This window comes from Achromobacter sp. 01N37 (genome assembly GCF_056399725.1).
This window is the reverse complement of record NZ_JBFTRX010000003.1, coordinates 163,279-187,496: the sequence shown is the minus strand read 5'-3', so window position 1 is coordinate 187,496 and position 24,218 is coordinate 163,279. Positions and strand designations below refer to the sequence as shown.

General features: G+C 66.4%; 21 protein-coding genes. 6 read left to right on the top strand and 15 right to left on the bottom strand.

Translation table 11 applies throughout. The features are described 5' to 3' along the window. Positions 1 to 13: 13 nt before the first annotated feature. Together AC1DSJ_RS07010 and ccmI are read left to right on the top strand one after the other, a co-directional pair. Positions 14 to 493, top strand: a complete 480-nt coding sequence (locus tag AC1DSJ_RS07010) for a cytochrome c-type biogenesis protein (protein ID WP_175170022.1) — start codon at positions 14 to 16, stop codon at positions 491 to 493. Then, positions 490 to 1,854, top strand: a complete 1,365-nt coding sequence (gene ccmI / locus AC1DSJ_RS07005; protein WP_054426295.1) for a c-type cytochrome biogenesis protein CcmI — start codon at positions 490 to 492, stop codon at positions 1,852 to 1,854. The genes AC1DSJ_RS07010 and ccmI overlap by 4 nt, the downstream gene beginning before the upstream one ends. A 66-nt stretch (positions 1,855 to 1,920) precedes the next feature. Here ccmI and AC1DSJ_RS07000 read toward each other — a convergent pair whose 3' ends face one another. The 5 genes from AC1DSJ_RS07000 to AC1DSJ_RS06980 all read right to left on the bottom strand — a co-directional run bounded on the left by AC1DSJ_RS07000 (position 1,921) and on the right by AC1DSJ_RS06980 (position 8,299). Then, on the bottom strand, positions 1,921 to 5,118 hold the full coding sequence (locus AC1DSJ_RS07000; RefSeq protein WP_441371314.1) for a tetrathionate reductase subunit A: 3,198 nt from the start codon (positions 5,116 to 5,118) through the stop codon (positions 1,921 to 1,923). Positions 5,119 to 5,234: 116 nt separating this feature from the next. Next, the gene (gene nrfD, locus AC1DSJ_RS06995) at positions 5,235 to 6,269 is read right to left on the bottom strand and encodes an NrfD/PsrC family molybdoenzyme membrane anchor subunit (RefSeq protein WP_342067336.1); all 1,035 of its coding nucleotides are present in this window, start codon (positions 6,267 to 6,269) and stop codon (positions 5,235 to 5,237) included. Positions 6,270 to 6,288: 19 nt separating this feature from the next. Beyond that, positions 6,289 to 7,050, bottom strand: a complete 762-nt coding sequence (gene dsrO / locus AC1DSJ_RS06990) for a sulfate reduction electron transfer complex DsrMKJOP subunit DsrO (protein ID WP_054426297.1) — start codon at positions 7,048 to 7,050, stop codon at positions 6,289 to 6,291. A gap of 517 nt (positions 7,051 to 7,567) precedes the next feature. Then, positions 7,568 to 8,101 carry a DNA-deoxyinosine glycosylase gene (locus AC1DSJ_RS06985; RefSeq protein ID WP_346553111.1) on the bottom strand — a complete coding sequence of 178 codons (534 nt, stop codon included), beginning with the start codon at positions 8,099 to 8,101 and terminating at the stop codon, positions 7,568 to 7,570. A gap of 75 nt (positions 8,102 to 8,176) precedes the next feature. Continuing rightward, the gene (locus AC1DSJ_RS06980) at positions 8,177 to 8,299 is read right to left on the bottom strand and encodes a hypothetical protein (RefSeq protein ID WP_276325561.1); all 123 of its coding nucleotides are present in this window, start codon (positions 8,297 to 8,299) and stop codon (positions 8,177 to 8,179) included. A 289-nt stretch (positions 8,300 to 8,588) separates the two neighbouring features. Between AC1DSJ_RS06980 and AC1DSJ_RS06975 the strand changes: the two genes are divergently transcribed. Together AC1DSJ_RS06975 and AC1DSJ_RS06970 are read left to right on the top strand one after the other, a co-directional pair. Then, entirely contained in the window at positions 8,589 to 9,452 is an 864-nt protein-coding gene (locus tag AC1DSJ_RS06975; protein WP_054426301.1) for a pirin family protein, read from the top strand. Positions 9,453 to 9,646: 194 nt separating this feature from the next. Further along, positions 9,647 to 10,678: an AraC family transcriptional regulator gene (locus AC1DSJ_RS06970; protein ID WP_054426303.1), complete on the top strand. Its 1,032-nt coding sequence runs from the start codon at positions 9,647 to 9,649 to the stop codon at positions 10,676 to 10,678. Between the two features lie 52 nt (positions 10,679 to 10,730). Here AC1DSJ_RS06970 and AC1DSJ_RS06965 read toward each other — a convergent pair whose 3' ends face one another. The 9 genes from AC1DSJ_RS06965 to AC1DSJ_RS06925 form a co-directional block, all read right to left on the bottom strand. Then, the gene (locus AC1DSJ_RS06965; RefSeq protein WP_441371180.1) at positions 10,731 to 11,330 is read right to left on the bottom strand and encodes a LysE family translocator; all 600 of its coding nucleotides are present in this window, start codon (positions 11,328 to 11,330) and stop codon (positions 10,731 to 10,733) included. A 79-nt stretch (positions 11,331 to 11,409) separates the two neighbouring features. Further along, on the bottom strand, positions 11,410 to 12,306 hold the full coding sequence (locus tag AC1DSJ_RS06960) for a SphA family protein (protein ID WP_441371179.1): 897 nt from the start codon (positions 12,304 to 12,306) through the stop codon (positions 11,410 to 11,412). Further along, positions 12,303 to 13,925: a phytoene desaturase family protein gene (locus AC1DSJ_RS06955; RefSeq protein WP_441371178.1), complete on the bottom strand. Its 1,623-nt coding sequence runs from the start codon at positions 13,923 to 13,925 to the stop codon at positions 12,303 to 12,305. Before AC1DSJ_RS06955 ends, AC1DSJ_RS06960 begins: the two co-directional genes overlap by 4 nt. A gap of 30 nt (positions 13,926 to 13,955) precedes the next feature. After that, positions 13,956 to 14,474, bottom strand: coding sequence for a flavin reductase family protein (locus AC1DSJ_RS06950; RefSeq protein ID WP_054426308.1), 519 nt, complete (start codon positions 14,472 to 14,474; stop codon positions 13,956 to 13,958). After that, positions 14,471 to 15,721, bottom strand: a complete 1,251-nt coding sequence (locus AC1DSJ_RS06945; protein ID WP_441371177.1) for a styrene monooxygenase/indole monooxygenase family protein — start codon at positions 15,719 to 15,721, stop codon at positions 14,471 to 14,473. The genes AC1DSJ_RS06950 and AC1DSJ_RS06945 overlap by 4 nt, the downstream gene beginning before the upstream one ends. A 68-nt stretch (positions 15,722 to 15,789) precedes the next feature. Beyond that, positions 15,790 to 16,608, bottom strand: a complete 819-nt coding sequence (locus AC1DSJ_RS06940; RefSeq protein WP_441371176.1) for an SDR family oxidoreductase — start codon at positions 16,606 to 16,608, stop codon at positions 15,790 to 15,792. Between the two features lie 187 nt (positions 16,609 to 16,795). Beyond that, entirely contained in the window at positions 16,796 to 17,425 is a 630-nt protein-coding gene (locus AC1DSJ_RS06935; RefSeq protein WP_441371175.1) for a class I SAM-dependent DNA methyltransferase, read from the bottom strand. Positions 17,426 to 17,594: 169 nt separating this feature from the next. Continuing rightward, positions 17,595 to 19,451, bottom strand: a complete 1,857-nt coding sequence (locus tag AC1DSJ_RS06930) for a phosphoenolpyruvate carboxykinase (GTP) (protein WP_054426312.1) — start codon at positions 19,449 to 19,451, stop codon at positions 17,595 to 17,597. Positions 19,452 to 19,592: 141 nt separating this feature from the next. Next, positions 19,593 to 21,215, bottom strand: a complete 1,623-nt coding sequence (locus AC1DSJ_RS06925) for an acyl-CoA synthetase (RefSeq protein ID WP_441371174.1) — start codon at positions 21,213 to 21,215, stop codon at positions 19,593 to 19,595. Between the two features lie 103 nt (positions 21,216 to 21,318). Between AC1DSJ_RS06925 and AC1DSJ_RS06920 the strand changes: the two genes are divergently transcribed. Continuing rightward, a complete protein-coding gene (locus AC1DSJ_RS06920; protein ID WP_054426314.1) occupies positions 21,319 to 22,083 on the top strand; it encodes a TetR/AcrR family transcriptional regulator in 765 nt (254 codons plus the stop codon). Here AC1DSJ_RS06920 and AC1DSJ_RS06915 read toward each other — a convergent pair. Beyond that, positions 22,008 to 22,994 (bottom strand): SDR family oxidoreductase, encoded by a 987-nt coding sequence (locus tag AC1DSJ_RS06915; RefSeq protein ID WP_441371173.1) that lies wholly within the window; start codon positions 22,992 to 22,994, stop codon positions 22,008 to 22,010. The two genes, AC1DSJ_RS06920 and AC1DSJ_RS06915, sit on opposite strands and share 76 nt — an antisense overlap. 137 nt (positions 22,995 to 23,131) lie before the next feature. On the opposite strand from AC1DSJ_RS06915, the gene AC1DSJ_RS06910 reads away from it, so the two are divergent. After that, a complete protein-coding gene (locus AC1DSJ_RS06910; protein WP_441371172.1) occupies positions 23,132 to 23,989 on the top strand; it encodes an enoyl-CoA hydratase/isomerase family protein in 858 nt (285 codons plus the stop codon). Positions 23,990 to 24,218: the final 229 nt, after the last annotated feature.

Genomic DNA, 24,218 nt, shown 5'->3' with positions numbered 1-24,218 from the left:
GTTGCGGGTGGGCATGAGGCTGGCGTTGGCGTTGACGCTGGCCTTGACCCTGGCGACGGCGTTGAATGCGCTGCCCGCCGCCTTTGCCGCCACGCCTCCGGCTGCCGCCCTGCCCGCCTTATCGCCCGCCGATCAGCAGCGCGCCGACAAACTCGCGCACGGCTTGCGCTGCCTGGTCTGCCAGAACCAGACGCTGGCCGACTCCAACGCGCCGCTGGCGCATGACATGCGCAACCTGATCCATGCGCAGTTGGCCGAAGGCCGTAGCGACGCCCAGATCATGCGTTTCTTCGAAGACCGCTACGGCGACTTCGTGCGCTACGACCCGCCTTTCAAACCCATCACCTGGTTGCTGTGGCTAGGCCCCTTTGCCCTGCTGGCGCTGGGCTTCTGGGTGTTGCTGCGTACGCTCAAACGGCGCGCCGGCGCCCGCGCGCCGCTGACCGCCGACGAACGCGCCCGCGCCGCCCGCTTTCTGGACACTGGCTCATGACCACGCTATGGCTCGTTGTGCTGTTGCTGTTGCTGGCCACGCTGCTGTGTCTGATCCCGCCGCTGGTGCGCCGTCCGCCGACGCGGCCGTCCGCCACGGCAGACGCCAATGTGCGCGCCTTCTATCTGGCTCAGCGCGAACAATTGCAGCGCGACCTGAACAACGGCAGTCTCAGTCCGGCCGCACGTGTGCGGGCGGAAGAGGAGTTGCAGCGTGACCTGTTGCAAGACCTGGCGCTGCGCCAATCGCAAGCGGCGCCGGCCGGTGGGCAGCGCGCCGGCATCGCCGCCGCCTGCCTGTTAAGCGTTCTGATTCCCGTGGCCGCCGTGCTGCTGTACGGCAAGCTGGGCAACCCGCGGGCGGCGGCGGATGTGACCATGACGCGTGCGGCCGAACCGCATGCCGAGGACTCGGGCGACGACATGGCGCTAGCCATCAACGCGTTGGCGCAGCGCCTGCGCGCCACGCCGGATGACGCCGACGGCTGGTACACGCTGGCGCGCTCTTACGAAACGCTGGGCCGCTACACGGATGCGGTGGCGGCGTATCAGCAGGTGCTGCGTCTGGTGCCGGGGCAACCCGCCGTGCTGGCCGATCTGGCCGACGCACTGCTTTCAGCCAATCAGGGCGTGCCAGACGCGAACGCCATCGCGGCCGTGGCGCAAGCGTTGGCGGCACAACCCGACCAGCCCAAAGCCTTGGCGCTGGCGGGCATGATGGCGCTGCGCCGGGGCGACGCGGCCGAAGCGCTGGCGCATTGGGAACGCTTGCAAACGCTGCTGCCCCCGGATTCGGAAGCCGCACGTCAGATTCAATCGAACATCGCGCAAGCTCGGGGGATGGCGGCGACGGGAGTACCGGCTGCGGGCATACCGGCTGCGGGCGTACCGGCTGCGGGCATACCGGCTGCGGGCGTACCGGCTTCGGGCATACCGGCTGCGGGCATACCGGCTTCGGGCAGCCCGGCTGCCGGCGCACCCGCAACACCGGCGCCGCAGGCCAGCACCGCCGCCACCACGCCCCGCCTGAGCGGCCACGCACGCATCGCCGAATCGCTGCGCAGCAACGTGCGGCCCGGCGATACCGTGTTCATTCTGGCGCGGCCCGTTGAAGGCTCGCGCATGCCTCTGGCTATTCTGCGCATGCGCGTGTCGGACTTGCCGCGCGCCTTCGTACTGGATGACAGCAACGCGATGTCGCCCGACGCCACGCTGTCCCGCGCCAGCAAGGTCCGGGTGGAAATCCGGATCAGCCGGTCTGGCACGGCCGCCGCTCAGCCTGGCGACTTGAGCGGCATGCTGCCTGACGTGGCAGTGCCTGCCGACGGGCTGGAACTGGTGGCCGACACGGTCACGCCGTGATGACGTCCAGCCTCAGGCACTGACGCGAGGCTTTCCGCGTCAGGCTGGGGCATCGGCCCCCCTTCCCTACACCCGCTCGATGCGCGCCGGCAAGCCTTGGCGCACCGCCGCCCCCGACACCCAATCGATCCACACGTTGGCGTGCTCGCCCCGAGTCGTGTCGCCAAAGCCCAAGTCGTTCAGGTTGACGCCCGCCGACAGCGACGCGTCATGCGGCATGGGCTTGCCGTCCACCACGTGCACGCGCGCGCCCAGTTCGGTATGGCCATAGCCGTGCTCGATGCCGACCGCGCCCGGCTGGATGCCGTCGCGCAGCAGCGCCAACCCCGTCACCGCGCCGCCCGGCGTCACGATGCGCACGGCGTCGCCGTTGCGGATGCCCAGGCGTTCACCATCCTGCCGGTTGATTGACACCGGGTTATGCGGATGCACCTGGCGCAAGCGGTTCACGCCGATGGACATCGAGCTCATCAGGTTCGACTTGAACGAGCTAAGCAGGAACGGCCACTGCTGCGCGGGATACTCGGCGCGCACGTCGCGGCCATCGGCCAGCCTTGCGGGATACCACGTGGGGCAGCCGCTATAGCGTTCGCCCGTCATCGCGTGCCGGAAACCGGCCAGTTCTTCGCTCCAGATTTGCAGAGGCTTGGCGTAGGCCAGACGCGTCTGCCGCGATTCTCCGTTTTGCACCCAGGCGTCTTCCATCTTGTCGAAGCGCCCGCCCCGGCTCATCAGCATTGCCACCTGCCGCCATTCGCCGGGCTTGAGCTTTTGCTCCAGCAGGCCGCGATAGCGGTCCACACCAGTCAACGCCATGTCGTCGTCGCTGGCTTCCGGCACGGGGCGGCCCGCAGAAAATGCGATGTTGGCCATGCCGCGCAGGAAGAAGTCTTCCGGCGTGTCCAGCGCGTGCTTGCCGCCGTCTTTATCCGAGATGGCGTTGGCGCCAAAGCCTGGCATTCCCAGGCGCTTGGCGCAGGCGATCAGGAATGTTTCCAGGCACACGGGTTCGTTGGTGGCGGTGCGCGCCACGCGGGGTTGCACGGCGGGCCAGCGCACGGTGGACGCTTTGGCGACCACGTCCGCCCACGGCGCCGACACGCCCCAGCTTTCATAGGTGACGGTGTCGGGCACGATGTAGTCGGCCAGCGCGTTGGTCTCGTTGATGAAGGGGTTGATCGACACCGACAGCGGCAAGATGCGCGGGTCTTTCATCTTGTCGGCCAGCACGGTCTTGAAGCCGGCAATGCCGTAGACCGGGTTGCTCATGTGGTTGAACCAGACTTTGGCGCGGTAGGGATACCCGGCCAAGGCGGATGCCAGCATCTCTGAACTCAAGCCGCCGGTTGCCGGATACCAGGGCGCCGACGCCGGGTACACCGGCTGGCCGGCTGCCTTCTTGCGCTTGAATTCGCTGGATTTCTCGTAGGGGAAACGGTTGCGCGACAGGGCCACGCCTTTGGGCGTGGCGCGGTTGGCGAAGCCGGCGATGTTGTAGCGCGGGCCGGGGCCGTAAGGCGGGAACGGGCCGGCGTCCAGCACCAGTCCGCCGTCCACGTTCAAGTTGCCGACCAGCGTGTTGAGCATGGCGATGGCGTAGGCCGTGTAGAAGCCCGCGCCGCTCATGGTGCCGCCATGCGCATCGGCCACGGCGCGTTTGCCGTAGCTGGTGAAGCGTTCCGCCAGCGATGCCATCTTGTCGGCCGGCACGCCGCTTAAGGTGGCGTATTCGTCCAGCGACTTGCGGTGCGATTCTTCGCGCAGCAGGGCCAGCGACGAGCAGACGCGCAGCGGGTCCGCCGACAGCCCGGGTACGGCAATGGCGTCGTCCACGAACAGCGTGGCGGGCGACGCCGTCGTGTGCGGCGCCAGCGTGCCGTCTTCCAGGCGCACGACGTAGACGTCTTCCCACTTGTCATCGGCGTCGGCCGGGCGCGGCCAGCCCATGTCTGCGCCGCGCACGAAACTGCCCAGGCGCGGATGGCCGCGTTCGGCCACGACCAGATGCGTGGCGTTGGTCCAGGTGGCTTCGCCCGCCGCCTTCATGGCGTTGGGGCCGGGCTGCGCCAACGCGCGGGCGTCGAAGCGTTCGTGATCCAGAATCCAGCGGATCAGCCCCATGGCCAGCGCGAGGTCACCGGCGGGGTTCACGGGCAGCCACTCGTTGCCCGACCCTGCCGACAAGCTGGATGATGCGGGCAGCATGGGCGACACGACGACGTAGGTGAAGCTGTCTTCTTCCGGACGCACGCGGGCTTCGGCCAACTGGCGGGCTTGCCGCTGGAACGGGTTGCCGGCCTGCGCCGGGGCCGCGCCAATGAACAGGCCAAAGCGTGCGTTGTCCCAATCGGGTTTGCCGTGCGGCATGCCTTTCAAGTCGCCCAACGCCGCGCCCGCGCCGACGCGAAAGCTTTGTCCGCAATACGAGCCGTGGTTGCTGAAGTTGACCGTGCCAAACGACTGCGCGGCAAAGCGCTGGATCAGCGGCGTGCGGCCTTCGTTGGAGGCATCGGTAAAGAGGAACTGATTGACGCGTGCGCCGTACTCGGGGTTGTCGGGGTCCAGCGGAGTGTCGCGGTCGTAGATGGCGCGCAGGCCGTCCACATGGCCTTCGCCAAAGAGATCGCCGCCTTCGCAGACTTCCTGCACCAGCTGTTCGAACGAGATGGTTTGCCACTTGCCTTCGCCGCGGGCGCCGACGCGCTTCATCGGTTGCAGCACGCGGAACGGGCTGTTCATTTGTTCCAGCATGGCGGAGCCGCGTGCGCAGGACGTGGCTCGCCCTTCCAGGCCGTTGTCGCCGCCCAGTTGCGCGTAGACGTCGCGCACGGGCGCTTCCATGGCGGCGGGCCGCGTCGTGGCCAGCGGGTGATACGGGTTGCCCGCCACGCGCAGGATGCGGTTTTCTTTGGTGTCGATGCGCAGGCGCACGCCGCATTGCGTCCAGCAGCCCAGACAGCTGGAGGGGCTGACGGTCTGGCCGGGTTGGGCGTTGAGCAGGCCGGTGAGCGGGTCGATGCGGAATTCCGGCGTCAGCGAGTTGCCGCGCACGGCGTGGGCGGTGGGGACGCCGGCCGTACCGTGGGCCAGGCCTTTGACGGCGCGCGTGACGGTTTCACCGTAGCCGGCCGCAAAGGCGGCCATGCCGCCGGCGACGAGGCCGCCGCGCACCATCAGCTTGCGACGGGCGGCGTCTTGCGGGGAGTTTTCGTGGGGGTCGTCAGCCGTAGGGTCCGGCTTGTCGTGATCGGGGAGCTTGTTCATTGTGTTGTCTTCCATGTCTTGTTCGGGCGGGCTCATCTGGCTGGCCTTATTCGGCTGGCCTCATTTGGCTGGCCTGATTTGGCGGCATCATTTAGCGGCCTGATGTGGCGGCCGCCTCAGGCCGCCATGCCACGTGCGCGAGCGGGGAACCGTTCCAAGGCCCAGGTCACCATGGTGACCAGCGCCACGCACAGGCCCAGCACACCGACCATGCCCAGCAGGCCGTCGCTGCCCCATGGCATCTCGTACAAATAGAGTCCGGCGCCGTACTTGGGTACGCCTTGGACGCTCATGAAGACCACCCAGCGGAAGATCCATGCGGCGGCCAGCATCGTGAGCGCAAGCGTGGCGGACGGCAGCGGCGCGGTCAGCGACGATGCGGGCCGTTGCAGTAAGGCGATCATGCAGAAGCCGGTGATGACGGCGCCGGCCAGGCTGATGCGCCAGATGGGGAATTCGGCGAACAGGCGCAGCGCGGCGTCAAACGACGGGTCCAGGCCCAGCATGCCGAGCAGGCTCCAGGCGCCTGCGCCCAGCGTCATCATGACAACCGCAGTCAGGCTCAGGCGGCGCAGCAGGCCCACCGGCACCGCCTTCAGGCCGCCCGGCAGCCAGCGGCCCACCAGGAACATGGCGCCCAATGCGCCGAGCCAGGCGGTCAGCGCGAAGTTGATGGGCAGGAACACGGTGTGCCACAAGGGCCGTGAACGCAGCACCATGACTTCGGCGCCGGTGTAGACCAGGATGGACAAGGCGGACAGGGCCAGGGCAACGGCCAGCAGGCGAGCCCACGCGATTCGGCCCCACCACCAGGCGGCGCAGAACAGCACGGACAGGCCGACGAAGACGGGCAGCAGCAAGGCGCCAAGCCACATCCATGACCAGGGCGTGAGGTGCGCGTAGAAGTGCCAGAATCTTCCGGGCTGATGTAAGTCGGCAAGTAGCGATACAGGCGCTGCGATGGCGGTGACGAGCAGTACGGCCGCGGCGGCGGGCAGCAGTTGGCGCGCGGGCGAGCCGGCGTGGCCGAATGCGGCGAAGGCGGCGGTCAGTGCGGTGGTGGCGGCGATGCCGATAAGAAAGAAATACTGCACGGCCCAAGGCAGCCAGGCGGCGTCATAGACCGGCGTGAGCAATTCCGAGATCTGCATGAATGTCCCCTTCAGTGGCTCAATGTCCGCCAGCCAGGCGCACGCCGGCTTGGCCGTCGACCTGGTGCACGAATGCATCGGGCAGGCCGATGTAATAGACGTGAGGGTCGGTTTTCATTTCGGGCTTGAGGACTTTGATGTCGGCCTTGTGTTCGACGAGCAGTTTGGAGATGGCGCTGTCGGGGTCGTTCATGTCGCCGATGACGCGCGCGCCGCCGACGCAGCTTTCGACGCAAGCGGGCAGCAGACCGGCTTCCAGGCGATGTTCACAGAAGGTGCATTTGTCGGCGGTCTGGGTGTCGTGGTTGATGAAGCGGGCGTCGTAGGGACAGGCTTGGACGCAGTAGGCGCAGCCGACGCAGCGTTCGTTGTCGACGAGCACGATGCCGTCTTCGCGCTGGAAGGTGGCTTGTACGGGGCAGACGGGGACGCACGGGGGGTTGTCGCAGTGGTTGCAAAGGCGCGGCAACATGACCATGGCACAGGGGCCGCCGTCGTCGGGGGTGACTTCGTATTGCAGAACGGTGGTGCGGAATTGGCCGATGGGGGGCAGGTTTTCTAGCGAACAGCTGACGGTGCATGACTGGCAGCCGATGCATTTGCGCATGTCGACAACCATGCCGTAGCGCTTGCCGGGGATGCCGGGGCGGCGTGGGGGTTGGCCGTTCAGGCCGGTGGCTTCGGCGTGGATGGGGATGATGGTGGCGGCGGCGCTTAAGCCCAGAAGGCCTTTAAGGAAGCCGCGTTTGCTGGAGGGGGGGTGGTCGGGTGCGGGAGGCATGGGGTTTGAGGTGTTCGTGACGGGTAGCTATTAGTTGTTATGAACTTATCACTCCTGGTTATATAGGGAGTTGATATGGGTCAATTGGGGACGGAGATGTTGGGGGTGTTGTTTTTGGGGGCTGGGGATTGCTAGCGGGGGCCGGTGTTCTTGGGCCGCCGGGAGTCCCGTGGGCGGGGCGGGCGCGGCCAACGATGACGGTCCGGCCCGCCGGGGCCGGACTGCCCCGTCCTCATCCTCGTCGCCTTCGGCTTCCTTCGGATTCCGTCGGGCGTCACCGAACGGCCGCGCCCGCCCCGCCCACGGGACACCCGGCTGCGTCAGTGCTGAGCCACCGCCGCTGGGGCGAGCGGGGTGCTTGGCGTTTTGGCCAGGGGCGGAGGCTGCGGCAAGATCGTGCAGGGTCGCCAAAGACGGCCGCCCTGCGCGGCCTTTTTTGGCTTTGGGGGTGYCTGCTGAACGGATGGGCTTTGGGGCGCGGGCTGCGGGATAACGATGCCGGTGCCGGGGTGCTTGCCTAGATTTTCAGCGCTCTGCTCCAGGCTGCCAGTTTCTTATCGAATGAGGCGGCGGCGTGGGCGGGGCTGGTGGACGGCAGGTCTTGGTAGTCCAGGGTGGCCGTCAGGGTGGGCATCACGTGGCGGCGGAAGAGTGTTGCGGCTTTGGCGCCGTTGAAGCAGATGCGGGTGATGGCCGGGTGCGCTTGCAGGAAGGCGGCGAAGTCGTTGGGGATCAGGGTGTCGTGGCGGATGTCTGCGTCCAGACTGCCGGGGCGCTCGCAGGTTTGCAGGACGTCCCATAGGGCGACGCCGGCGGCTTGCAGGGCTTGCAGGCGCTGGGGGTAGTCTGCGGTGGCGTCAAAGCCCAGGACCTGGGCGGCGATGGGCCAGAACGCGTTGCGGGGGTGGGCGTAGTAGCGGGCTTGCTTCAGTGACGCCACGCCGGGCATGGAGCCCAGGACAAGCACTCGCGCGTCGGGGGTGGCGACGGGGGCAAAGCCGGTGACAGGTTCGATGCGCCCGGCGGGCGCGGGGTCCACGCGTTGTTTCATGCCGGGAAGGATACGTCAGGCGGAAATTTGCCGCATCACACCAGGGTTTGCCGCGTCACACCAGGATTTGCCGCATCACGCCAGGGTTTGCCACAGCAGGTAGAGCTTGCCGGCTAGCAGGCCGGAGGCGATGCCGACGGCGGCCAGGGACAGAAACGTGGCGACGGAGCGGAAGCGAAAGGGAGTGGTAGACGTCATGGGATCGGAAGGCAATTGGAGCGTGGGCGGTAGGTGGGATGCCGGCGCTGCCGGCGGCATGGGTGAACTCTACGGTTGCCCAACCGATTGAAATATCGGACTTTTCCTAAAAAACAGGCTGTCATCCATCTGGCCGATGCCATAAAGTTGTAGATGTGAACTGATAGTCATCGTCCGATTCATGGAACAGTCCTTATCACTTTCCGGGTCTACCGAAACGAGCGTTCCGCCCTTATCTTTATTGCTATGTCGAACGGCTCCGATGGGGCCGCGCAATAGGAGTTGAAACATGAAGAAGATCCTCGGCCTGCATGCAGCCCCTCGCCCCCATTGGGTGGGCGACGGCTTTCCCGTGCGCTCGATGTTCTCTTACAACGACAAGGGCAAGAACGTGAGCCCGTTTCTGCTGTTGGATTACGCCGGCCCCGCAAAGTTCGAGCCGGCCGACCATCCGCGCGGCGTCGGTCAGCATCCGCATCGCGGCTTTGAGACCGTGACGATTGTCTACAGCGGCGAAGTGGAACACCGCGATTCCACCGGCAACGGCGGCGTGATTGGTCCGGGCGATGTGCAATGGATGACGGCAGCGTCCGGCATTCTGCACGAGGAGTTCCATTCGCACGCGTTCACGCGCACGGGTGGTGAGCTTGAGATGGTGCAGTTGTGGGTGAACCTGCCGGCCAAGGACAAGTCGGCGGCGGCGGGTTACCAGAGCATCCTCAATGCGGATATTCCGGTGGCGGAATTGCCGGATGGCGCGGGCAGCGTGCGGGTGATTGCGGGGAGTTTCGCGGGTCATGCCGGGCCGGCGCATACGTTCACGCCGATTGACGTGTGGGACGTGCGCTTGAATGCGGGCAAGTCGGCGGCGTTTCCCATTCCCGCCGGCCGCAACAGCATGCTGGTGATGCTGCGCGGCACGGTGTTGGTCAATGGGGAAACGGTGGCGCGTGATGCGCAGCTGGCGCTGTTCTCGCAGGATGGGGAAAGCATCACGGTCGAAGCGAACAACGACGCCGTGTTCCTCATCTTGAGCGGCGAGCCAATTGATGAGCCTGTGGTGGGGTACGGCCCGTTTGTGATGAACACGCAGGCGGAAATCGTTGAAGCCATCCAGGACTTCAACGCCGGACGCTACGGCCAGATGCACTGACCTGCCGGCATTGTTGCCATCGTCAGAAAACCGCGGATGCCCTCCGCGGTTTTCTGCATTTTGCGGACAGCGTACGCAAAAAGCGGACAGGCTCCCGGGCTGCGGGACGGGTTTTCCACCAGTCACCCGGGACCGGCACCGCTTTACTATCAGAGCCTTCAAGGCCCGTGAGACCCCGCAAGGACGCCCCCGCCATGCTCAACCCGACATCGTCCGCCTTCAGCACGACCTGGCCGCCCGCCGGCCCCCGGATCGAGTCGGTGCTGGGCTTGCCGGCGCAGCAGTTGTTTGCGTCGGGCGATCTGGACGAAGCGCGTTCCATGGTTGGCCGCGTGATGCGGCCGCATCATTTGGGGGTGGTGGGCGCGGCGCAGCGGCTGGACGCGCGCATGCATCATCTGCCGCTAGGCGAGGTCTCGCTGAACCGCCTGCGCTACGGGGCGCAGGTTGAGATTCGGCCCGGGCCGTTGGAAGATTTCTTTCTGGTGCAGATGCCGTTGTCGGGTTCTGCCTGTATCCGCAGCGGCCCGCAACAAGTGGATTCCACATCCGAGCTGGCTTCCGTGGTCAGCCCTGACGACGATCTGGCCATGTGCTGGAGCGGCGACAACGATCAGTTCATGCTGCGCGTGGGGCGTTCGTTGCTGGAGCGCACGCTGGTGGGCCAGTTGGGCGGCACGCTGGATCGGCCGCTGCGTTTTCAACTGGGGTTCCGCTGGCGCGATTGTCCGGCATGGCGATGCCTGATGACGTATTTGCTGGACTGTTCTTCGCAGCACGCGGACCTGGCCACGCACAAGCTGATCGTGCATCAGATGGAGCAACTGGTGGCCGCCACCCTGCTGTCGGCCCATCCCCACAATTACACGGGCGTGCCGCCTGGCCGTCGCGGCGCGGTGCTGCCGCGCCATGTGCGCAGCGTGCAAGACTACCTGCAAGCGCACGCGCATGAGCCAGTCAGCGCCGAGCATCTTGCGCGCATCGCGGGCGTCAGCGTGCGCAGCCTGTATGCAGGGTTCAAGGAATTCCTGGACGTGAGCCCCATGCATTATCTGCGTGACCTGCGCATGGAACGCGCGCGCGCCGAGCTGCTGTCGGGCGAAAGCCAGAACATCGCCAGCGTGGCGCTGCGCTGGGGGTTTGCGCACATGGGGCGGTTCAGCGCCGGATACAAGGCGCGCTATGGCGAAAGCCCAAGCGAGAGCTTGCGGCGGCTGGGCGAATAAGACCGCCCTGCTCACTGCGCCCTACCGGAACGCGGCGCGATGGAGCGCCGCGCTATCGGAACGCCGCCCAGGCCAGGCTCAACGAAAAAAGACCCAGCACCACAGAGGCCCCACGCTGCACTTGCGCCGGGCTGATCCACTTGATTTTCTGGCTGCCCAGCGACGCGCCGAACGCCACCCACATCAGTCCGATCGGCACCAGCAGCGCCGCGAATATCGCCATGAAGACCAGGTACGTGGACAAGGTCAAAAAGGCCGCAGGCGGGAAGATGGCGCTGGCGAACAGGATGCCTTTGGGATTCAGCAGCGTCGCCACAAACAGCGTCCGCATGCCGATCATTTGTTGCGCGGCCGATGGCACCGTTTGCGCCGCGCGCCACATGCGGATGGACAGATAGGCGATGTACACGCTGGCCGCCACGCGCACCACCGCTGGCAGCCACGGGAACGCCTGCGCCGCCTGTTCCAGAAAGCGGCCCCAGACCGTGATGGCGATCAGGTAGCCGGCCAGTTCTGCGCCGGTCAAGCGTGCTGACCGCAGGAAGCCTTGGCGCAACCCGGCCGCGGCCAACAAGGTATTGGTGGGGCCGGGCATCGCCAGAATGACGGCGACCCCTGCCAGGAACAATCCAAGCGTCGAAGCGGAGACCATGAAACCAAGGCAGACAGCTGAAGAGGCCCGTCTTGTATCACGCGGGCGCGGCGGCGGGCAAACCCTGGCCGCCCGGCCATCAGAACGGAATCGCCAGCTTCACGTAAAGCTGCGACCCTTCGGGCCGGTTCTTCACCTTGAATTCCTGCTGCCACTTGGCGGTGAACAGCCAGCCCTTGTCGTTCAGGTATCGCACCGCCGGCCCGACACCAAACGCGCGGGCGCGGCCGGCGGCGCTGTTCGGCCCGCTATCGTCCGTGACCTGCTGGAAGGCGTGGCCGCCCACGCCCAGCACCCAGCCCTTGCCCACGCCCCAACCCAGCGCGTAGTCGGCGTGGATGGCCTGGCCGGAACGGGTGTTGGTGGCCGAGTTCGTGAAGTTGAAGTCGTACATCAGCTTGAGGTCCGCGTTGAAACCATCGGGGCTGATGCGGCTCAACGCGAACACGGGCTGCGCCGTCCAGTAGTTCTTGCCCAGGCTGGAGGGGTCGTTGCGGTTGTACTCGCCGGTGGGCGCGTACATGTCCAGCCCAACCACGTAGTGCAGCGACGGCGACACGTGATAGCCCAGCGCCACGCCCAGCGTCATGTCGCCCAGGCCCGTGCTGCGGTAGCGTTCGCCGGCCGCTTTGAAGGTCACGTCCAGCAAGGGGGCGATGGCGTGAAAGGCCAGTTGCCCGCCCAGCATCTGCTGCTCGGTCACCCAGATCAAACGCGGCGCCAGCACGTTGACGTCGACCTTGAAGCCCGGCACCGGCACACGTTGGCCATCGTTGCCGCGCAGCGTGTCGTAGCGCGCTCCGCCGCCATAGACCAGCATGTGCACGCCGGGCGGCGGCAGCGCGCCCGACATGAAGTTTTCCAGGCCATCGGGGTAGATGCCCAACCCGCCCCCTTCGGTAGCCGACGCCGCCGCGCTGGCCAGCGCCAATGCCACGGCACAAGCCTGCCGCCGGGGTTCAAAGTGTGTGCTCATGTTCCGCTCCTGCCCGCACGGGGCGCCAGATGTTGCGCGACGAGATAGCCGGAGCCGCCGCCCAGGCCGGGGCCGGGATGGGTAGAAGCGCCGATATGAAAGAGGTTGCGCAGCGGCGTGCGATGCCCGCGCGCGCCGTGGCTGCCGGCAAAGGGCCGCAGCCAGAAAAACTGGTCGGGCGAGCACACCCCTGAATACGGATCGCCGCCAACCAGGTTGACGTTCATGCCTTCAAGGTCGGCGGGTGAATAGCTGCGGCGGCCCACGATGCGGCCGGCAAGGCCCGGCATCACGCCTTCCAGACGCGCTTGCACGCGGTCGGCAACGGCTTCGCGCAGCGCATCGGTCCAGCGGCCGTCCGCCGGCACGGTGATCTGGCCCGCCGCGTCGCCCTTGACGCGCACCGGCAGCTCTTGCATCTGCACCCACAAGATCCAACCACCCTCCGGCGCGCGCGAGGGGTCCACGGCAACGGGCTGGCCGATGGCCAAGGTGGGCCGCGCGGGCAACAGGCCGTTGTTGGCCTCGGTGACTGACAGGCAGACCTGCTCCATGCTTTCCGTCAGATGCACGAGCGGCACGTGGCGCAGTTCCGGCGTCAGCCAATCAGGCGGCGCATTCAGCGCGAAGTGAATCTGCATGCCGCCCCGGCCGTAGCGATACGCGGCGGCGCGCTGGCGCACGGGCGCGGGCGCATCCGGCAGCAGCTGTTCATACAACTGGCCCGGCGTCACGTTGCACACCACGGCGTCGGACGCGGCGTACTCACGGCCGTTCGCCACCACGCCCACCGCGTGGCGCTTGCGGCCATCGCCACGCGTCAGAATGCGTTCGACCGTCGTGCCGGTCAGCAACTGCCCGCCGTGTTGTTCGATCACCTTGGCCAGCGCGGCGACGATGCCGCTGCCTCCGCCCTTCACCACCGGCATGCCGCCCGCCACCACGGCCGCAAACGTCAGCTTGCCGATCAGCGCGGACGCGGCGTCATCCGGACCCAGGCCCGTGTGCAACACCCACGGTGCGATCAGGGCGCGCACGGCGTCGGACTGCAATGCGCGTTCGGCCCAGCGGCGAAACGGCTCCATTGAATCCGCGGCAAACGCGGCCAAGCCGTCTGCACCGCGCTTGCGCCATTCTTTGAACAACAGCTTCACCATGCCGGCGCCGTAGGGGTTCTGCCCCAACAGGCCGAAGGTCAGCGCGGCGTCTTCGCCAAACAGACGCTGCGCCATGTGCGCAAAGGCCGTGCCGTCGCCCGGCGCCCAGGCGTCCAGCCGGCGCGCGGTGTCTTCGATGTCTTGCCTGAGCGCCAGGCCGGAACCGTCGGGCAGCACGAGGCCCGTCGTGTAATCGCCCTGCATGAATTCCAAACCGGCCGCATGCAGCGCGGGTTTCAACGCCGCGTAGGCGGGGCTTCCCACAAACAGCGGATACCAGCAAGACAGTACGTCGTGCCGATAGCCGGGGAAAAGTTCTTCGGTACGAATGCAGCCGCCCAGCCGGTCGTTGCGTTCCAGCACCAGCACGGATTTGCCGCGCTGCGCCAAAAGCGCCGCGCACACCAATGAATTCATGCCACTGCCGACGATGATGATCTGCGCCGCTGACGGGGTCGCCATGACTTGCTCCAACGTGAAGTGGGGGGGCTGCTAGGCGGCGGTCAGCGCGGTGAAGCGCCCGGCATGAAACACCAGCGGTGTTGCCACGGCGCTGGCCGCGCTGGCCACGCGCAGCACGCGGCCAAACAGCAGCAGATGGTCGCCCGCCGGGCTTTGCTGATCGTTGGCGCAGACCAAGGTGGCGACGGCCCCGGCGATGGCAGGCACGCCTTCGGGCACTTCATGCAGCGGTGTGCCGTCGAATTTGTCCGGCACGGCGGAACTCGCAAACCGCATCGCCAGCGCTTCCTGCCCGCAGGCCAGCACGCTGATGGTGAAGTGGCGGCAATCCCGAAACGCCGCCAGGTTTGGCGAGTGGTTCACCAGGCTCCACAACACCAGCGGCGGGTCCAGCGATAGCGAGGCAAAAGAATTGATGGTCAGCCCGACATTGCGCCCGTCCGGGCAACGCGTGGCCACAATGGCCACGCCCGTCGGGTAGCTGCCCAGCACGCCACGCAGGACCTTGGGATGCAGGTCCGTGCTGCCCCAGTCCAGCGGGGCCGTCATGCGGCCGCCCGCGCTGCCCGGGCTGCATTCGAGGCGATGAACGCGTCGCAGGCGACATCGTCGCGCCACCACGGGAAAAATGCGGGCGGATGGTTGAAGCCGTTGGCGATGGCGCTGGCCAGCGCGGGCGAGTCCTCGGCCGCCTTCAGCAGCTTCAACAGATGCGGCGCGGGTGGCATCAGCATCGAGTTGGTCCATTCCACGACCGCTTCGCCGTATTCCCAGAAGCGTTCGAACGTGCGCTGCATCCAGTCCGCGGTGAACGCACCGTCGCCGTGCGCCACAATCGCATCCAGGTAAACGGCGCACGCCTTGGTGGCGTTGTTCGACCCCTGCCCCGTGATCGGGTCGTTGGTGACCACCGCGTCGCCCAGCCCGAACACGAGCCGGCCCGACGGCAGGGTCATCACCGGCTTGCGCACGGTGGGCGCGAAGCTGCCGGCAAGAATGCCGTTCGCGTCGGTCAGTTCCACCGCACCGCAGCGTTCGGCTTCCCACGGCAGATAGGTACGCAGAATGTTCAGGCTTTGCGCCAGATGTTCCTGCGGTGACTTGATGTCGCGCCAGCAGTCCATCGGACCGCCGGGAATGCCTTCGAACACCATGATTTCGCAGGGGCCGCTAGTGGTCAGCGCGGGGAACACAAAGTATTCGCCCACGCCCGGAATCAGGTTGAACGCCACGCGGGAATAGTCTGGCGCGGGGCGCATGCCGCTGACATACGTCAGCGCCAGCGCGCGTTGCGGCCGGTCAAAGCGCGAGCGCTGCGCATCGCGTTCGAACAGTTTGACGACGTCGCCCTTGCCTGCGGCCAGCAGCACAAGGTCATGTGACGCCGCCAGCAGTTCCAGCTCGGCCACGCCCCCGTCCTGGATCAGCAGCTTGCCGCCGCGCGCTTCAAACAATTCCATCCACGCCGGCATCTTGATGCGCTGGTCCACGGCTTGCGCCGGCTTGTCCAGCCGCGCCACCCAGTCGATCACCTTCTGGCCCGGTTGTTCGGGATGCGGCACGGCCAGGCCGATGCCGTCGACGGTGGGGCAATCGGCCTCCCACAGGTTCAGGCCCAGGTCGCGCTCCACCTGCAACGACGCATCAAACATGCATTGGCTGGACATCACTTTGCCGTTGCGGATGTTGTCGGGGTCGCGGTTGGTGACGACCGTCACCGCGTATCCCTTGTCCAGCAGGCCCAACGCCAGGGGCAGTCCGGCCTGCCCGCCGCCCACGATTGCGATTCGACGCATCATTACTCTCCTTTGGATTGCTGGCTCCGCCGCTGCGCGCGCGGGCCGGTAGTGGCAAGGCGGCGCGCTTACTCGGCCAGACGCGGGATGGCGGGACGCGCCTGCTCCGGGCCCATGGCGGAATAGCCGCCATCCACCGCGTAGTCGGCGCCGGTCACGAAACTGGCATGGTCGGACAGCAAAAACGCCACGACTTCGGCAACTTCCGCCGGGTCGCCCGCGCGGCCCAGCAGGTGGTAGTCGGCGGCAACGCGGTCGGTCTTGGCGCGGTCGCCTTGGGTCAGCTCGTCCATCACGCGCGACCATGTCCAACCCGGCGACACGGAATTCACGCGGATGCGGTCGGCGGCGTAATCCATCGCCAGGCTGCGGGTCACTTGCAGCAGCGCGGCCTTGGATACGGGATAAAGCCACCGGCCCGTCTGCGCCACGCGCGACGAGATGCTGGTGAAGTTGACGATGGCGCCGCCGCCTGCGGCGACCAGATGGGGGTGGACCGCACGCGCCGCCATCACGGCGCTGACCACGTTGATGTCCATCGCGCGCAACCAGTCGGCGCGGCCGGATGCAGCGCCGTCGTCCAGATAGGTGGCGGCCAGGTTGACCAGATAATCGATGCGCCCGAAGTGGGCCGCCACATCCGCCACGCCGCGCGCCAGTTGTGCGTCGTCGGTGATGTCCACCGGCCAGAAGCGCGCGCCGGTCTTGCCGGCCGCGGCGACGCGTTCGCCGGCCTTGTCAGCCGCGGCCACGCGTTCGCCGTTGGCGGCGTCGATATCGAAGAGCGCCACGCGCACGCCCTTGGCGCGCAACGCGTGAACGACGCCCGCGCCGATCAGCGTGGCGCCGCCCGTCACAATGGCGACTTTGTTTTCCAGACCTTTCATCGCATCACCTCATCGCAGTGCTGATTGGATGAGGTGAATACTGGCGCTGCGGACGGCCGCCCCGGTAGCCAGATCCGGCGGCGGCTATCCGCCGACTGCGGCTATTCGATGAAAGTCTGATCTATGTCGACGGACCTGGCCGAAATTCGCGGCGCCTGTCCGATTCCTGCAAGCGCGCGGCCCCGCCTTACCCCACCCGCCGCCACACACTGGCCAGCCAAGGCTGCTGATCACGCGGCAAGCCATCCGGCCGGTAATAGTGTTCCAGCTCTTCAAAGCCCGCGTTTGTCATCAACGCGCGCCAGCCGTCCAGGTCGTGATACGCGCCATAGCGCCCGCGATTCCACCCTTCCTGGTTGCCACCGCGCGGGTTGGAGCTGAACAGCACGCCGCCTGGCCGCAACGCCGTCCACAATTCGCGCAGCACACGCGGCAGTTCCTGGCCCGGCACATGGAACAGCACCGCGTTGGCGTAGATGCCGTCAAAGCGCTCGGCGGGCAACGCCAGTTGCAGGAAGTCCTGCTGCCAAACCTCGCAGCCGCTAGCTGCCCGCGCCATGTCGACGAAACTGGGCGTGCCGTCCAGCCCCACCGGCCGGTGCCCCAAGGCGGCAAAGGTCTTGAGATCGCGGCCGGGGCCGCAGCCCAGGTCCAGGATGTCGTAGGGTGGTGCGCCCGGGATATGCCGAAGCAAGGCCGCGATGTTCTGGCTGACATCGTGGTCGCGCGTGCCCGCTTCAAACGACACCGCGTTCTCTTCGTAATGCGCCAAGGTCAATGAGGAGATCTTGGCCAGGTCTTCCGGATCGAGTTTCATGAACGCATTGTGCCTTGTGATCTGCGGCGGGGTGGTGCGATCCGCCCAGCGGAAAAGAAAAAGCCCGCGCGCCGATGGGGCGCGCGGGCAGATCAGAGTGCGGTTCAGCTAACCGGCCCCGGCTAAACGCTCAGCTACACATTCAGCACACCGGTCAAAGCCTGGCAGATCAGGCCGCCAGGCGTCCTTCGATCTTCGTCTTGGTGGATGGCAGGTCTTCAGGCAAGCCCGCCGCCAGCTGGGTGAACAGCTCGTCGTGCAGCGCCAGCTCGTCGCGCCACGCGCCCGCATCCACCGACATGACTTGCTCAAACTTGTCGGGCGTGAATTCCAGCCCGGTCCAGTCGATGTCCTGGTAGCTGGGCGACACGCCAAACACCTGGTCCACACCCTTGGACTGGCCGTCGATGCGGCCCAGCATCCAGCGCAGCACGCGCATGTTTTCACCAAAGCCCGGCCACACGAACTTGCCATCCGGGCCCTTGCGGAACCAGTTGACGCAGTAGATGCGCGGCAAGGTGGCGCCGGTGGCTTCCAGTTGCTTGCCCAGCTTCAGCCAGTGGTTGAAGTAGTCGCTCATGTTGTAGCCGCAGAACGGCAGCATGGCGAACGGGTCGCGGCGCACCACGCCTTGCTGCCCGGCGGCGGCGGCGGTGGTTTCCGAGCCCATGGTGGCGGCCATGTAGACGCCTTCGACCCAGTTGCGCGCTTCGGTCACCAGCGGCACGGTGGTGGATCGGCGGCCGCCGAAGATGAACGCGTCGATGACGACGCCCTTCGGGTTTTCCCATTCGGGGTCGATGGACGGGCATTGCGCGGCGGGCGCCGTGAAGCGCGCGTTCGGGTGCGCGGCCTTACGGCCGGTTTCGCGCGCGATGGCGGGCGTCCAGTCCTGGCCTTGCCAGTCGATCAGGTGCGCGGGCGGCGTGTCGGTCATGCCTTCCCACCAGACGTCGCCGTCATCGGTCAGCGCCACGTTGGTGAAGATGACGTTGGCCTTCAAGGTGGCCATGGCGTTGAAGTTGGTCTGCTCGCTGGTGCCCGGGGCCACGCCGAAATAGCCGGCTTCCGGGTTGATGGCGTGCAGGCGGCCGTCGGGGCCGGGTTTGATCCAGGCGATGTCATCGCCAATGGTCGTGACCTTCCAGCCGTCCATGCCTTGCGGCGGAATCAGCATAGCGAAGTTGGTCTTGCCGCAGGCGGACGGGAACGCCGCCGCCACGTGGTACTTGCGGCCCTTGGGCGAAGTCACGCCCAAAATCAGCATGTGTTCGGCCAGCCAGCCCTGGTCGCGGCCCATGGTGGACGCGATGCGCAGCGCGAAGCACTTCTTGCCCAGCAGCGCGTTGCCGCCGTAGCCGGAACCAAAGCTCCAGATTTCGCGGCTCTTGGGGAAATGCACGATGTACTTGGTGGGGTTGCACGGCCAGGCCACGTCGGCTTCGCCGTCGGCCAGGGGCTTGCCCACGGAATGCACGCAAGGCACGAAGTCGCCATCGGCGCCCAGCACGTCATACACCTGCTTGCCCATGCGCGTCATGATGCGCATGTTCACGGCCACGTACGGGCTGTCAGACAGTTCAACGCCAATGTGGGCAATGTCGGAGCCCAGCGGGCCCATCGAGAACGGCACGACGTACAGCGTGCGGCCGCGCATGGCGCCGTCGAACAGGCCGTTCAAGGTGTCGCGCATCTCGGCCGGGTCGGCCCAGTTGTTCGTGGGGCCGGCGTCTTCCGGCCGGTCGGAACAGATGAAGGTGCGGTCTTCCACGCGCGCCACGTCGGACGGGTCCGAGCACGCCAGGAAAGAATTGGGCCGCTTGGCGGGGTTGAGCCGGCGCATGGTGCCGGCTTGGACCATCTGTTCGCACAGGCGGTCATATTCTTCTTGCGAGCCGTCGCACCACACGACGCGATCCGGCTTGGCCAGTGCAACAAAACTGGCTACCCAGTCGACCAGGCCGCGATGCTTGACGTAGGCTGGCACGTTCAACGCGGCCAAACCCCCATCCAATGGCTTATTCATTGGGGCTATCTCCATGCTTTGACTAATGGTGATACGGCCCCAATTGTGTGGGGCCGTATGCAATTTGCGCCATCATACTTGCAGCGCTGGGCAACCCGTCAACCCATCCACATGGACGAGATTGTCACGGGTTGAGACGGCTCAAGCATAGGTGCCGTCACGCAGCTCCCTGCGGATGATCTTGCCGGTGGCGGTGGTTGGCAAACTGGTTACAAACCGGATGGCGCGCGGGTACTCGTGGGCGGCCAGCCGGGTGCGGACATGCGCCTGCAAGGCTTTGACGAGTTCGTCATTGCCCTCGACGCCCTCATTCAGCACCACATAGGCCATGACGATTTCGGTACGCTGCGCATCCGGCACGCCCACCACCGCCGCCATGCGCACGGCGGGGTGGCCGATCAGGCAGTCTTCGATGGGGGCCGGGCCGATGCGGTAGCCCGCGCTGGTGATGACGTCGTCGTTGCGGCCCACGAAACGGATGAAGCCCTGGGCGTCGCGCACGCCCAAGTCGCCTGTCAGCAAGACGTCGCCCACGAATTTTTCGGCGGTGGCCTCGGGGTTGTTCCAGTAGCCCAGGAACATGACCGGGTCCGGCCGCAGTACGCCGATGTTGCCCTCTTGTCCATCGGCCACTTCAACGCCTTGGTCATCCACAATAACCACCCGATGGCCCGGCGCGGCGCGGCCGATTGACCCGATTTCCGGGTCAAACAGCGACGAGCACGACGACACCAACATATTGCATTCGGTCTGGCCGTAGAACTCGTTGATGGTCACGCCCAGCACGCGGCGGCCCCAGTCGATAAGTTCAGCGCCCAGCGATTCTCCGCCGCTTGCCACCGAGCGCAGCGCCAGCGGCCCCGCGCCTTCCGGGTAAGCCGACCCGCGCATCATCTTCAGCGCGGTGGGAGGCAGGAAGGTGTGCGTCACGCCGTGGCGCGCCATCAGCTCCAGGGCAGACGTGCCGTCAAACTTTTCGAAGCGGCGCGCCAGCACCGGCACGCCGTGGTGCCAGGCGGGCAGCAACACATCCAGCAGCCCGCCAATCCAGGCCCAGTCGGCAGGCGTCCACATCAGGGCGGCGTTCTCGGGGAAAAATTCGTGCGACATCTCCACGCCCGGCAGATGGCCCAACAACACACGATGCGCGTGCAGCGCGCCCTTGGGCTTGCCGGTGGTGCCGGATGTGTAGATGATCACGGCCGGGTCGTCGGCCGCCGTCTGTACCGGGGTGTAGTCGGGGGACTCGGCGGCCAGCGCCGGGTGAAACGGCACGGCCTCGCCGTCACCGTCACCATCAATGCAATAGATGACTTTCAAATCCGGCAGGCTCGCGCGAATCTCGCGCAGCTTGCGGCAACCTTCCGTGTCCGTCACCAGCGCGGCCGCGCCGCTATTGGCCAGCCGGTACTGAATGGCGTCCACGCCAAACAGCGTAAAGAGCGGCACCGCCACCGCGCCCATCTTGTAGACGGCGATATGGGTCATGGCCGTTTCAGGCGCCTGCGGCAAATACACCGCCACGCGGTCGCCGCGCCGCACGCCGTGGCGGGCCAGGCTGTGCGCCAGGCGGTTGGACTGTTCCTTGATGTCGTCAAACGAGTAGCGCGTTTGCGCGCCGTCGCTCTTTTCGAAGATCAGGGCCAGGCGGCCGCTGCCGTCTGCCCATTTGTCGCAGGCGTCGACGCCGATGTTGAACGCCGCCGGCACCTGCCATTGGAATTCGGACACAAGCTGCTTATAAGATCCGGCTCGGGACAGCATGATTTTGTCTCTGATGTTGTTATGGATTCATCCAGGGGCTTGCTCTACCGGCTTGACCCTGGCTCAATAATAAGCTCCGCCTACCCGCCCCACCGCCGTCCGCATGGAAAAAACCCCCGCCGTACCGATACGCCGCCCGCCTGCCAGCGCCAAGTCCGAGCAGCGGATACGCGACATCCTGCACATGGCCCGCCAGGTCTTTTCCGAGGCCGGCTTCCAGGCCGCCACGACGACCGACATCGCCCAGCGGCTGGGCGTGTCCGAAGCCACCATCTTTACGTACTTCGGCGGCAAGCGTGAACTGTGCGTGCGGGTGATCAGCGATTGGTATGACGAAATCATCGCCAAGGTGGAAGACAGCCTGCCCCATGTGCAGGGCGCGCGCGCGCAATTGCACTATCTGGTGCATGCGCATTTGCGGCATCTGCTGGCCGAAGGGCCGGGGCTGTGCGCGTTCATTTTGTCCGAGGGGCGCGCGCGCAACGATGATTTCGGCGAGGTCTACGCCGGGCTGCAACGCCGCTACACCGCGCCGCTGATGCGAATTCTGGCGCAGGGCCAGGCGGACGGCGACATTCGGCGCGACATGCCGCTGCGCTTGCTGCGGTCCACCGTGTATGGCCCGATGGAGCATGTGCTGTGGGACGCCATTCTGCGCGGCGCGCGCGTGGACGTGGCCGCCACCGCCGACCAGTTGGTCGGCTTTCTGTGGCAGGCCTTGCAGCCGCCGCGCCAGGACACGCTGGCGCTGGCCCGGTTCCGCGGCGAAGTGCGCGACGCGCTGCATCGGCTTCAGGCGTCCGAAGCGTCGGACGAATCAGACGAACCCGGCGCGGGTTCTGCAAACAAGGACGGCGCCACGTACTGAGGAAAACCGTTGTAGACCTCGCCGCGTTCGGCGGGCTGCAACGTCCACGAATGGCGCGCGTTGGGCACCCCGCCATCCACCCGGATGACGCTGCCGTTGATGAAGGCCGCCGCGGGCGACAGCAGGAACACCACCGCTGCCGCCAGCTCGGCCTCGGTGCCGAAGCGCTGTAGCGGCACCTTCGTTTTCAGCTCGCGCAGCACCGCGCGGTAGTGGTCGTCGTAGCTGTCCATGCCACTGGACGCGATCCAGCCGGGCGCCACCGCATTGACCCGCACCCCGGCATGCGCCCATTCGCAGGCGGCAGTTTCGGTCAGGTTCCACACCCCGGCGCGCGCCGCCCCCGAATGCCCCATGCCCGGCATGCCGCCCCAGATGTCGGCCAACATGTTGACGATGGCCCCGCCGTGCTGGCGCATGTGCTGCGTATAGACCTCGCGCGCCATCAGGAACGTGCCGTGCAGATTGTTCTGCACCACGGCATTCCAGCCGTTGAAACTGATGCGGTCCAGCGGCGCGGGAAACTGCCCGCCCGCGCAATTGAACAGCCCGTCGATGGCGCCATGGCGGGTCAGCACGTCAGACACCGTGGCGCGCACGCCGGCTTCATCGCGAATATCGCAGGCGTGCAGGCTGATGCGCTCGGCGGCTTCCGGATAGATGCGTGCAAGCTCAGCGGCCGCCGCATCCAGCTTGTCCTGCTTGCGGCCCACCAGCGCCAGGCGGGCGCCAAGCGCCGCAAGTTCGTGCGCGGTGCAGCGCCCCAACCCGCTGCCGCCACCCGTGACGACAACGGTCTTGCCGTCGAACAAACCGGGCCGAAAAACCGACGCGTATCGTGAATCCGCGCCGGCATTGGCGTGGGAATCAGTGCGCGCACCGGCAGCTTGGCCGTCGGAAAGTGGATTCATGTCTCGCTCCGTTATTTTTTTGAGGATAACTCAATATTTTTATAGAAGTCATCCTGGATGGCCCGATTTACGGCTGGAATCATCAGCTTTATCATCCAACGTTATTGAGCCAAATTCAAAATATCCGGAGGTTCCGCATGACTGTGACCACCCCGCTGTCTGGCCCGCTGTCTGCCTCGCACTCTGCCTCGCTGTCTGCCCCGCTGGACATCACCCACGACGGCGCCATCGTCCGCCTGACGCTGAACCGCCCCGACATGCGCAACGCGTTTGACGAGACGCTGATCGCCGCGCTGACCACCGCCGTCAAGCAGGCCGGCGAAGACCCCGGCGTGCGCGTACTGCTGCTGACGGGCGCGGGCAAGGCGTTCTGCGCGGGCGGCGACTTGAACTGGATGCGCAAAATGGCCACCTACTCCGACGCCGACAACCGTGCCGACGCCGCCCGGCTGGCCGACATGCTGCACACCATTTGGTCATGCCCCAAACCCGTCGTCGCCTGCGTGAACGGCGACGCCTACGCGGGCGGCATGGGCTTGCTGTCGGCCTGCGACATCGCGGTGGCGGCTGACAGCGCGCACTTCTGCCTGTCTGAAACCCGGCTGGGCCTGCTGCCCGCCACGATCAGCCCGTATGTGATCCGCGCCATGGGCGAGCGCGCGGCCAACCGATACTTCCTGACGGCCGAGCGCTTCGACGCCGCCACCGCGCTGCGCCTGGGCCTGCTGCACGAGGTGGTGCCGAAAGAACAATTGCACGACACCGCCAACGCCATCTGCCGCACGTTATGCGCCAACGGCCCCGACGCCGTGCAGGCCAGCAAACGGCTGGTGCGAGACTTCGCGGGGCAACCCGTCAACGCTGCGCTCATCAACGACACCGTCGAACGCATCGCGGCTTGCCGCAGCACGGAGGAGGCCCGCGAAGGCGTCGCGGCGTTCCTGGAAAAGCGCGAGCCGTCGTGGCGGGTGGAGTCCGGAACTCATTCAATCTGAAGGGTCTTGTTCTGGTTGCCTGCCGCTTTCGGCAGCGTCAGAACAAGCACGCCGTTTTCGCAGACGGCCTTGGCGCCCGCTAGGTCCATATCCATCCGGGGACTCTGAGGGCCGGTCACTGAACATCAGCGGTGGCTGGGGCCCGAGAAACCGCGATTTTTGTGCTGCACAAAGGCCGTTAAAATGCGCGGACGCACAGTTTGCGGGCCAACAATGGCTCTTAAGTTCC